This window comes from Teichococcus wenyumeiae, assembly GCF_003696345.1.
In the GTDB taxonomy this organism is placed as follows: Bacteria; Pseudomonadota; Alphaproteobacteria; order Acetobacterales; family Acetobacteraceae; genus Pseudoroseomonas; species Pseudoroseomonas wenyumeiae.
In genome coordinates this window covers 17644-28482 of sequence record NZ_RFLX01000036.1, presented here as the reverse complement: position 1 = coordinate 28482, position 10839 = coordinate 17644, and the positions used below count along the sequence as shown (strand labels likewise).

At 64.1% G+C, this 10839-nt stretch carries 8 protein-coding genes; 6 read left to right on the top strand and 2 right to left on the bottom strand.

Features of this window, described 5'->3' with window-relative positions; all coding sequences use genetic code 11:
- Positions 1-179: 179 nt before the first annotated feature.
- Together EBE87_RS23810 and EBE87_RS23805 are read right to left on the bottom strand one after the other, a co-directional pair.
- Positions 180-1025 carry an MBL fold metallo-hydrolase gene (locus tag EBE87_RS23810; protein ID WP_120638350.1) on the bottom strand — a complete coding sequence of 282 codons (846 nt, stop codon included), beginning with the start codon at positions 1023-1025 and terminating at the stop codon, positions 180-182.
- Between the two features lie 184 nt (positions 1026-1209).
- On the bottom strand, positions 1210-1983 hold the full coding sequence (locus tag EBE87_RS23805; RefSeq protein WP_199707363.1) for an SDR family NAD(P)-dependent oxidoreductase: 774 nt from the start codon (positions 1981-1983) through the stop codon (positions 1210-1212).
- 66 nt (positions 1984-2049) lie between these two features.
- On the opposite strand from EBE87_RS23805, the gene EBE87_RS23800 reads away from it, so the two are divergent.
- From EBE87_RS23800 to EBE87_RS23770, 6 genes are all read left to right on the top strand, one after another.
- The gene (locus EBE87_RS23800) at positions 2050-2733 is read left to right on the top strand and encodes a TetR/AcrR family transcriptional regulator (protein WP_199707365.1); all 684 of its coding nucleotides are present in this window, start codon (positions 2050-2052) and stop codon (positions 2731-2733) included.
- Positions 2734-3705: 972 nt separating this feature from the next.
- Complete coding sequence (locus tag EBE87_RS23790; RefSeq protein ID WP_408887763.1) at positions 3706-5202, top strand: amidase; 1497 nt, start codon at positions 3706-3708, stop codon at positions 5200-5202.
- A gap of 42 nt (positions 5203-5244) precedes the next feature.
- On the top strand, positions 5245-6828 hold the full coding sequence (locus EBE87_RS23785; RefSeq protein ID WP_120638371.1) for an ABC transporter substrate-binding protein: 1584 nt from the start codon (positions 5245-5247) through the stop codon (positions 6826-6828).
- A 530-nt stretch (positions 6829-7358) separates the two neighbouring features.
- Positions 7359-8456, top strand: a complete 1098-nt coding sequence (locus EBE87_RS23780; RefSeq protein ID WP_120638354.1) for an MYG1 family protein — start codon at positions 7359-7361, stop codon at positions 8454-8456.
- A 525-nt stretch (positions 8457-8981) separates the two neighbouring features.
- Complete coding sequence (locus EBE87_RS23775; RefSeq protein WP_120638355.1) at positions 8982-9986, top strand: ABC transporter permease subunit; 1005 nt, start codon at positions 8982-8984, stop codon at positions 9984-9986.
- Positions 9986-10834 carry an ABC transporter permease subunit gene (locus tag EBE87_RS23770; protein ID WP_120638356.1) on the top strand — a complete coding sequence of 283 codons (849 nt, stop codon included), beginning with the start codon at positions 9986-9988 and terminating at the stop codon, positions 10832-10834. Before EBE87_RS23775 ends, EBE87_RS23770 begins: the two co-directional genes overlap by 1 nt.
- The last annotated feature ends 5 nt before the right edge of the window (positions 10835-10839 follow it).

Sequence of the window (10839 nt, the reverse complement as noted above, 5' to 3'; positions counted from 1 at the left end):
AATCCGCCATCTCATCAGCGGCCTCCGACGCGCCGCTGGCATCGTGCTGGACCGCCTCTTCGAATGGTCCCTCTGGCGACGCCCACATCAGGCGATCGCCAGAACATGCCACTGGCGCCGCAGCCAGCGTCTCGCTCGCGTGAAAACTCAACTGTAGAACTAAAGCGCCAGATGAGCAGTCAGAGGGCAGGTTTGGCAGCTCTTGCTGCCGCCCATAAAGATCCTGGGTTCACCCGATCCGGATATCGCGCAAGCATCTCGTTATAGAGATCGAGATGAGTCGAGGCCCTTGGCAACGCGGCGTTGAAGTCCTGAATGTAGCGTCGTGTGGCGTCGATATGGCGCGGGGAGCTGTCCGGACCCGTGACAGCGTGTCCCGCGACAACCGCCTTGGGTTCCAAGGCTTCGATGACGTCGAGCGCATGCAGCCACTCTGACCGCGCGGCTGCATCGCATTCAGCAAGATAAAGGTGTGTTTCATTGTAGACGGCATCACCGGATACAACCAATCCAAGAGACGGTATGTGCAATGCGGTGGTCTCTGACGTATCGGTGTGGCCAAGGGGAACAATCAGCAGTTCCTCGCCTTCGAGCTCAAATTTTCTTCCTTCAACGGTCTGTGGTGCTGCGAAGCTTTCTGGAAGCTGGTCTGAAAAACGAGGCTCCCAGAAGGATTTGATAAACGCGGGCTTGATTTGCTGCTTGATGGCCTCTGCCACCGGCCTCACCGCGATGGCCCTTGCAGCCGGGAACCGCTCCAGCAAAAGGGCTAGCCCGAAATAGTGGTCGCCGTGAGCATGGGTGACATAGATCGTCGTGAGGTTCTTGCCGCTTTCCGCGACCCATTCGACCAGTTCCTTCGACTGCTGCACCGGCAGGAAGGTGTCGATCAGGACCGCGTCATTGTCTCCGGTGATCAGGGTGACGGTGTTGTTGACCCATGCGAGATCCTCCTTGCCGGGCGGAATACCCTGGGTCGAGCTACCGCGCTTCTTGGTCAGGATCTTCCAGTCTAGCTTGGTCATTTGGCTGCCTTTCGAACGATTGAGGCAAGGTTCCGCTTATGAGGGGTGGACACAGCATCGGCTGACAGCATCGCCCACGGAAATGTCGATCTGGCTCAGGCCAGGGCCGACATGCCTATCCCTGGTTCGAGGATCGCTTCGGCTTCAAGTCCGCTTGCGACCGTGCGTCACCACGTCATGAAGCTCAGACGTAGCGGCCGGCCGGCTTGCCGTTGGCGAAGTTCGGCCGCATCGCCAGGCGGGCGGCCTCGAACGCTTCCCATTGCCGGACATCGGGCAGCGGAGGGATGGTCACCGCCTCTCGCCGGTCGAAGCCGGCCAGAGCGGCGTCCACCAGGTCATCGACCTCCATCAGGCCATCGATCTCATCGATGTTGCGGCCAGAATGCCGCCAGATGTCGGTGCGGGTGGCGCCCGGCAGCACCGCCTGCACATAAACGCCGGCAGGCCCGAATTCATGAGCGAGGGATTGCGAGAAGGTGAGCATATAGGCCTTGGTAGCCCCGTAGATGCCCGAGGTGAGTTCGGTGGCAAGGCCAATCACGGAGCCGATATTGACGATCGCGCCCGTGCCGCGCGACGCCATGCCGGCAATGGCGGCGCGGGTCAGAAGGGTCGGGGCTGTCACGTTCAGCCGGATCAGCGCTTCCAACTCTGCATCGGCGACCTTCGCGAAGCTGGACGCGACATTCGCACCGGCATTGTTGATCAGAATGTCGATCGGCGTACCCGACCGGATGCGATCCACGACCCGGACGACCTGCGCCGGGTCCGTGAGATCGGCGGTGATCATCTCGGCCTGGATGCCGTATCGGGCGCGCAGGTCGCGGGCAAGCGCCTCAAGCTTATCCGTGCTGCGTGCAACGAGCACGAGATCGTGGCCACGGGCGGCGAGGCGATCGGCATAAAAGGCGCCGATGCCGCCGGAAGCGCCGGTTACGAGAGCGTTGGGCATCATAATAGTCTCCCTGGTTGATCCTGACGGTCTGCGTCAGTAATAGATGATGATCATCATCTTGATTAGATGCTGAGCATCATCTATGCGTCAAGGCACAAGGAGTTAAACATGCGCAACAGCCAAGCCATGAAAGACAGGAACCGCCGCCGCATCCTCGACGCCGCCGCCCCTCTCTTCCGCGGGCGCGGCGTGCAGGGCGTGTCCGTCGCTGACGTGATGCAGGCGGCGGGAATGACCCATGGAGGATTCTACCGGCACTTCGCCGACAAGGACGATCTCGTTGTCGAAGCGCTCGCCAACAGCGCGGCACAGCGCGCGGAGGAGCGGCAGAAAGTCGGGCTGAACGATCTTGCCGCCTATGCCACGGCCTATCTCTCGCCCGCGCACCGCGAACGGCGCGCCGAAGGCTGCATGTTCGCCGCGCTCGGTTCGGAGGTCGTGCGGGGGCCGGATGGTGGACGGCACGCCATGACTGAGGCGATGCGCAACCTGGTCGAGACGCTTGCCGAAACCGCTGCTGGGCGGAATGCACAGGAACGCCGTCAGGCAGCGCTGGCCAGCTGGTCCGCGATGGTCGGCGCGCTGACCCTGTCGCGGCTCAGTGACGATGCTGCGCTCGCCGACGAGATTCTCGATGCCACCCTCAAGCTGATCGTCACTCGCCTGAGCCGCAAGGTGCCGCCGACTGGTCTGACAGCGGCAACGACCTCGTCATCGACACCAGCCGAACCGCAGGATTCACCCTGCTAACGTTCGTAGCGCTTCGGTAGCGGGTCCCGTTTCAAGATCACCAGAGATGGATGCTTCCGCCCTGTTTGGCCCATTCTCCTTCGGCTCGATCGAGTGGCCGAACCGGGTCGTCATGGGGTCGATCGCCCGCTGTTCCAGCCCGTCCGGGATTCCAAACGAGGCTTCGGCGGCTATCGGGCGAAGGGCGGTGTCGGTCTCATAGGCTGTGTGGCACGGTTCAGCCTGGCGATCTGGCTGGATTAGGCTCTTGAGGAGGCGGCAGTCCGTTATCCACCAGGAGAGCCAAGTGCGACCCGCCTCAGCGCTGCAGCCGAGACGGTGCCAACGCAGCGCGACCAGCACCTCCGGACCATCGCGGAGCGCGGATGCATGGGTGGACAGAAGGCCTCTGCTTACAACACGGTTCTACTCCACCCTAGCCGCCCGGCTGTCTGCAACAGAACCGGCGGGGACGGCCGTGTTCGAATACATCGAAGTCTTCTACAATCGCCAACGCCTGCACTCGGGCGTCGGCTACCGCACCCCGGCCGAGGCGCGGGTCAGCATGGAAGGGATCACCATGCGCTCAGCCGCATGACGCTCTGATCTCACCCCCTCCACTCCACGGGAGGAAGTCCACATTTCCCCTCCTGCCGACGCCATCTCTGGCGAAGCACTTGATATATCGACGAGCCGGACAGCCACGCCTATGGTCGTTCAACGACAAGAATGAACGAGGTCCGCAACAATGGTGGCGTTGGACGCATACAGGCTAGAGAAGGCCCTGCCGCCGCAAGAAGGCGAACTGTGTGCGCCTAGCCCCGTCACTCTGATGGAGTTGCTGCGCGACGCCTGCGGCCTGTCGCATGCTCAAGCCGGCGGTATGGGAAACGCATGCTCCGCGCATCCCTGGGCCCGAATCATTCGGGTGGAGTTGGCCTGCCGACATATGGTCGGGCGCGCGGCCGCGCGGTCGGCCCAGGTCCTGCGCCCGTGAGCGGCGGTGCGGATCCCGGATTAGCGGCCTCTATCGCCATCCCGGCGCTGTGCCAGATCGATGCCGTCCCACTCGCGGCCATGATTCGTCGGCGCGAGGTGTCGGCATGCGAGGTGATGGCGGCCTACCTTGACCACATCGAGGCAGCCAACCCGCGCGTGAACGCCATTGTGTCGCTGCGCCCGCGGGCGGAACTTCTGACTGAGGCGGAGGAGGCCGACCGCGCCGTGGCACGAGGGGATTCGCTCGGCCCGCTGCACGGCTTGCCCCAGGCCATCAAGGATCTTGCCGCGACGAAAGGGCTACGCACCACCCTCGGCTCGCCCCTCTTCGCAGACCAAGTGCCGGAGACGGACGCCATCTTTGTCGCCCGCATGCGCGCGGCTGGTGCCATCATCATCGGCAAGACCAACGTGCCGGAATTCGGCTACGGCTCCAACAGCTACAATCCGGTCTTCGGCCTCACCCGGAATGCCTGGGATCCGTCCCGCGTCGGGGGCGGGTCCAGCGGCGGTGCGGCGGTGGCCCTGGCCACGCGGATGCTGCCCGTTGCCGACGGCGGCGACATGGGTGGCTCCCTCCGCAACCCGGCAGCCTTCAACAACGTCTTCGGCTTCCGTCCCTCGCAGGGCCGTGTGCCGGCCGACACGCCCGATCCTTTCTACGGCCAGATGGCGGTGGAAGGCCCGATGGGCCGCTCTGTGCGTGACGTCGCAATGCTGCTCTCGGTCCAAGCGGGCTACGCCCCCCGAGCACCCCTCTCGCTCGACGATCCCGGCTTCCGCTTCGAGGACCGCTTGGCGGAGGGAACGGGCGCGCTTCGCTGCGGCTGGCTGGGCGACCTGGGCGGGCACCTGCCTTTCGAGCCGGGGGTGCTGGAGCTCTGCACTGGGGCGCTCGACCTGTTCCGCCAGATGGGAGGCACCGTCGAGGAGGCGCGGGTGGACTTCGATCCCGAGCGGCTTTGGCGGGCCTTCGTCACCCTGCGCCAGCAGAGCATCGGCGGCCGCCACGACGCGGCTTGGCGCGACTTGGCGCAGCGCCCCCTTCTGAAGCCTGAGGCGCTCTGGGAGATCGAGGGCAGCCATCGCCTCACCGCGCTCGACGTCTACAAGGCTGGGCTGGACCGCGGCGCCTGGTACAAGACCTTCACCGCCCTCTTCGAACGGTTCGACGTCCTCCTGATCCCCTCGGCCCAGGTCTTCCCCTTCGAGGCCGGCATCAACTGGCCGGCAGAGATCAACGGCCGCCGCATGGACAGCTACCACCGCTGGATGGAGGTGGTGGTGGGCGCCACCATGGCCGGCTGCCCGGCCATCAGCGTGCCCGCCGGCTTCGATTCACGTGGCTTGCCCATGGGCCTGCAGATCATCGGCCCACCGCGCGGCGACCTGCGCGTGCTGCAGGCCGCCGCCCGCTACGAGGCCGTCTACCCCTGGATCGACCGCCTGCCGACCTGGCTGGACGCGGTGCCCGGAAGACCGGGCGGGTGACAGGCCGCCAGTTCCCATAACAAAAAAACGGGAGGAAGAATGATGAAACGTCGTGAGGTTCTGGCTTTCGCCGCTGCGGCCGTGGCGGCGCCATCCGTCATCCGGGCCCAGGGAACGGCGGGCGCCCGGAGCGTGCTGCGCTTCGTGCCCCAGTCCGATCTGGCGCTGTTGGACCCGGTCTTCAACACGGCGCTGGTCACGCGCAACCACGGCATGATGGTCTATGACCAGCTCTACGGGCTCGACGAGAACTACATGCCGCGCCCCCAGCTGGTGGAAGGCCATGTCGTCGAGGACGGCGGCCGCACTTGGCGCATCACGCTGCGCGAGGGCCCCACCTTCCATGACGGGACGCCCATCCGCGCCGCCGATGCCGTGGCCAGCATCGACCGGTGGACCCAGGCGGACGTGCTGGGGCAGAACATCCGCGCGATCACCAACGAGATGGCGGTGGTCTCCGACCGCGTCTTCGTCATCCGCCTAAAGAAGCCCTTCCCCTTCCTCGCCGGTGCGCTGGCCAAGCCCTCCTCCTTCTGCCCGGTGATGCAGGAGCGCTTCGCCCGGCTGCCGGTCTCCACGCAGGTGACGGAGATCGTCGGCAGCGGCCCCTTCCGCTGGGTGCCTGGCGAGCGGGTCCCCGGGGTGCGGGCGGTCTACACCCGCTTCGAGGGATACGTGCCACGCAATGAGCCCGCGAGCTTCCTCGCTGGCGGCAAGCGCGCCCATCTGGACCGCGTGGAGTGGCACACCCTGCCCGATGCCGCGACGGCGGCGGCGGCCCTGCAGCAGGGCGAGGTGGACTGGTGGGATCAGCCAACGCCGGATCTGCTGCCCCTGCTGCGCCGGAACCGCAACATCCGGGTGGAGATGAAGGACCGGTCCGGCTCCATGGCCATGATCCGCCTCAACCATCTCCAGCCGCCCTTCGACAACCCGGCGATCCGCCGCGCCTTCCTGCCGGGCATCCGGCAGGCCGACTACATGGCGTCGGTGGTCGGCGAGGACCGTACCCTCTGGAACGACCGCTGCGGCTTCTTCCTTCCGGGCAGTCTGCTCGCGACGGAGGCGGGCCTGGAGGCGATGGACGGCGCGCCGGACTACGACCAGGTGAAGCGCAACCTGGATGCGGCGGGTTATCGCGGCGAGCGCATCGTCTTTGTCGTGCCGGCCGACAACGCCAAGCTGAACACGATGAGCGAGATCGCGGGGGACATGTTCCGCCGCAGCGGGGTCAACCTCGACTACCAGACCGGCGACTGGGGCACGATTGCGGCACGGGTCAACAACCGCGGCTCCGTGGACCAGGGCGGGTGGAGCGTGTGGTGCAATACCATCCCCGGCATCATCGCCATCAGCCCCGCCACGCAGTCCTATCTCCGTGGGCCGGGCGCGAAGGGCACCTATGGCTGGCCGGACCTTCCGAAGATCGAGGCACTGCGCGACCAGTTCATGGATGCGGAGGACCTCGCGGAGCAGAAGCGCCTGGCCGAGTTGATGCAGCGCCAAGCATTCGAGGATATTCCCTATCTGCCGACTGGCGCCTTCACCCTTCCGACCGCCTTCCGGTCGGATGTGACGGGGATGCTCAACGGCTTCCCAATTTTCCACAGTGTGAAGAAAGGCTGACCCGTAGGGCGGTCACATGGGCCGGTGCGGATCGGCTTCTTTACGTCCCCGCTGTCACCCGCGCATAGCGGGCGGCAGCCTCCGGGGGAGGACCAGGTCTTGCCCAGTCCTCCACCACAGGACGCCCATCACATAGCCCACGACACCCGCATTGTACGCCGACAGCGGCCCGCAGGGACCGCAAGGGTTCATCCCCGCGCCTGCGGGGAACACGGAGGCAGGACCTCAGACCGCAACCGCGTTCAAGGCGCCGTTAGCCAGGCCATAAACTCCAACTCATGCCCGGCGGCGGCGTGTCGAGCGACACGATCCAGCATCCGCGGCCATGGGGGGCGCACGACTATGCGGCGACCATGCCCAAGGCTCGCCAGTGAGCAGACGTCATCTCAGCCAAGCTGGATGCGAGCTTCTTCAACGCAATCGGCACTGAACCGCCATGAGTGGCGCAGCACAGCCGGTGGAAGCAGATTTGCCTTTGGCCCCAACGGTCGGGCTAGGGCAGACGGCGATAGGGCGCAGCAACAGGGACCATGGCGAAGCTGCCGCAGTTGCCATCGGGCTCGTTCGCGGAGATGAGGATGCTTATGTTCTCCCACGATCGACCACTGCAGCTTGCCACCCACAGCGGCACGTTCCATGCCGACGACTGCCTTGCCTACGTCGTTCTGCTCGGAGCCTTGGGGCTCGGTCTGGACAACGGCACGCATGTGCTGCTCCGCACCCGCGACCGCGTGGCCCTGGATGCCGCCGACATCGTCTGGGACGTCGGTGGCGTCGCTGACGAAGCCCGCTGGCGCTTCGACCACCATCAGCCTGGCGCGCCCAAGGCGCCGAATGGTGACCCGCTGAGCTCGGTCGGCCTGGTGTGGCGCACCACCAGTCCGGGCAATAGCCTGACCCTCGGACAGCGCTATGTGCGCAACACCCTGGCTGGGTCGGGTTTCCCTGAGGTCGCCGACGACGTGGTGGCCCGCATCGCCGAGAATGTCCGGTACAAGTTCGTGCGCCACGTCGACCTTGTGGACAATGGCGTTGAACGCACCGCGCCGACCGACCTCACCGCCCTGGTCGACGCCTTCAACAGCAGCTGGGACGAGCCGAGCCAGTCCGACCCCGCTGCCTTCGAGGCGCGGCAACTCGCCGGGTTCCTGCGCGCCAGCCGGATGGTCGCCGTGGCTTTGGAGCAGCAGGTCGAGAAGGAGCGCGGCACCGTCTTCGCATCCCAGGCTGTGGCGCGGGCCTGGGAGAACTGCCGGTCCGGCATCACCGGCCTCCACCCCGATCTGCTGGAACTGCCGCGCGGCATGCCATGGCAGCGAACGGCTTTCGAACTGGCCCTGCCCATCCTTTACGTGATGAGCCCCGAGCCGGACGGTCGCTGGAAGCTGCAGGCAATGCCGGCCGAGAAGGGCAGCCTCAGGAACCGCCTCGACATGCCCGAGGCTTGGCGCGGCCTGCAGGATGCTGCCCTGGAACAGGCCTGCGGCATTCCCGGAGCAGCGTTCGTCCACCGCAGCGGCCACCTGGCCATCGCCGCAACCCGGGACGCAGCACTGGCCATGGCCCAGGCCTGCCTGGCCACCAGACCTTCCCCTGCCGAGGCACTGCGCAAGGCCTGGGGGCGGTAAGAGCCGCGCCGCCACACGCGCACGGATCCGGTCAGGCATCGAGTATGTTTTCGCCACGCAGAAGTACCGTATGGCGCTCTTCGTGCGCACCATCGGCATCGCCAGGGTGCAGGTGAAGATCGGCCTCCGCCGAAGCCGCGCGGTTTCTGGAGGTGTCCACTTTGTCGCAGCGACCGTTCCGCACAAAGTGCGGGAGAGCCAATCCGGGGATCATCTCTGGTAGCGGGATCTGGCCTCATCCCACCAGCTTCGCCCGGCCGGCTCGCCCCCGCTATGCCGCTCAACTCGCCGCAAGCCCATGACAACCTCAGAGCATCTTTCCATTACGGACGCGGTCGTGCTTACTGATCAGAGCCATACTAGTTCTGCCAAACGTCCAAGGAATCCAAGAATGAATAATGATTTTTTCTTTTATTTGAAGATAATGCGCTGTATTGAATACATTAATTCTTTATTGCAAATAAATCTGCCGGCGACGCGGCATAAAAGAAATAATACGCATTTCGTAACGTGATGTAGCATACGATGCTCAATTTCATATTTCGCCGCTTCGTGCTGATCATTCCCACGTTAGTAGGCGTTACCCTCGCAAGCTTCATTCTAATTCGGGCCGTTCCCGGTGACCCGATCGAAGTGCGGATGGGTGAGCGCGGCATTACCGCTGAACAACTCACACTGATGCGCCAGCAACTCGGCCTCGATCAGCCGCTTTGGAAGCAGTTCCTCGATTACGAGGCACAACTGGTCAGCGGCCATCTCGGCAACTCGTCAATTACCCACGCCCCGGTCTGGGACGAATTCCTGACGCTGTTTCCCGCCACGCTTGAACTCGCACTCGCTGCCCTGATCTTCGCCGCAGTGCTCGGTACGCCCCTTGGAGTGGTCGCGGCAGTCCGAAGGGGAACCGTGCTCGATTATGGATTGATGGCCGGATCGGTCACCGGCGCCTCCATGCCCATCTTCTGGTGGGGGCTGATCATGATCCTCATCTTTTCGGTTACACTGGGCTGGACGCCTGTTTCCGGACGAATCAGCGACATGTTCTATGTCGAACCCTGGTCCGGCTTCATGCTTATCGATGCTTGGTTCTCCGAGGATAAAGGAGCGGTATGGAGTGCTCTGTCGCACCTGATCCTGCCCATGATTGTACTCGGCACCATCCCGCTTGCCACCATCGCGCGCATGACACGTTCGGCCATGCTGGAAGTGCTGGGCGAGGACTACATCCGGACTGCCCGCGCCAAAGGATTGAAGCCGAGCCAGATCGTCTTTGTTCATGCCCTGCGCAACGCACTGATTCCGGTCGTCACGGTGATTGGCCTACAGGTCGGATCGCTGCTTAGCGGCGCGATCCTGACCGAGACGATCTTTGCCTGGCCTGGAGTGGGGCGCTGGCTGATTGAAGCCATCCAACGGCGCGACTACCCGGTCTTGCAAAGCGGAACTCTGCTCATCGCCATCCTTGTCATGGCAGTCAATCTGGGCGTCGACATGACCTATGGCTTCCTCAATCCCAGGATCCGCCATTAATGCGCGCGTTTTGGAGAAATTTCAGCGGTAACCGGGGAGCGATGCTTGGCATTTGCCTGCTGGTGGTCCTGGTCGCTGTGGCGTTGCTGGCGGATGTACTCGCACCGCATTCACCCATCGAACAGTTCAGGAGTTCCTTTCTGGTGCCGCCTGCTTGGCAACAGGGCGGATCCTGGGACTTCGTCCTAGGATCCGATGATATCGGACGCGATATCTTGTCCCGTCTGATTTACGGGGCGCGCCTCTCTATTGTCATCGGTCTGATGGTCGTTGCTCTCTCCCTGACCACGGGTACCGCGCTGGGGCTAACCGCTGCATTCGCTGGGGGTATTGTCGACATCGCCATCATGCGTGTGATGGATGTGCTGCTGGTCTTTCCCAGCCTACTGCTCGCCATCGTTATCGTCGCTATTCTGGGCCCAGGACTTTTCAACGCCATGCTGGCCGTGGCAGTGGTGCTGGTGCCCGGATACACACGACTCGCACGGGCTTCCGCCTTATCCGAACTGGTCAAGGACTATGTCACGGCCTCGCGTTGCGCCGGCTCCAGCACGGTGCGGCTGATGTTCGTTGTAGTACTGCCGAACTGTGCCGCACCTCTTATCGTGCAGGCGTCCCTTGGCTTCTCAACTGCCATTCTGGACGCGGCGGCCTTAGGATTCCTGGGCCTTGGTGCCCAACCTCCGGCACCGGAATGGGGGACGATGCTGGCGGGCGCCTTGCAGTATTATCAGAGCGCCTGGTGGGTTCTGGCCTTTCCAGGAATCTCGATCTTGCTCACGGTGTTGGCTTTCAATCTCTTCGGTGACGGACTGCGTGATGCGCTTGATCCGAAGTTGAAGCGCTAAGGCTC

Coding starts and splice junctions, on each gene's coding strand:
- EBE87_RS23770 (WP_120638356.1), top strand. CDS start 9,986: ATGCGCGCGTTTTGGAGAAATTTCAGCGGTAACCGGGGAGCGATGCTT.
- EBE87_RS23810 (WP_120638350.1), bottom strand. CDS start 1,025: ATGACCAAGCTAGACTGGAAGATCCTGACCAAGAAGCGCGGTAGCTCG.
- EBE87_RS23805 (WP_199707363.1), bottom strand. CDS start 1,983: ATGATGCCCAACGCTCTCGTAACCGGCGCTTCCGGCGGCATCGGCGCC.
- EBE87_RS23780 (WP_120638354.1), top strand. CDS start 7,359: ATGGCGAAGCTGCCGCAGTTGCCATCGGGCTCGTTCGCGGAGATGAGG.
- EBE87_RS23775 (WP_120638355.1), top strand. CDS start 8,982: ATGCTCAATTTCATATTTCGCCGCTTCGTGCTGATCATTCCCACGTTA.
- EBE87_RS23785 (WP_120638371.1), top strand. CDS start 5,245: ATGAAACGTCGTGAGGTTCTGGCTTTCGCCGCTGCGGCCGTGGCGGCG.
- EBE87_RS23800 (WP_199707365.1), top strand. CDS start 2,050: ATGCTGAGCATCATCTATGCGTCAAGGCACAAGGAGTTAAACATGCGC.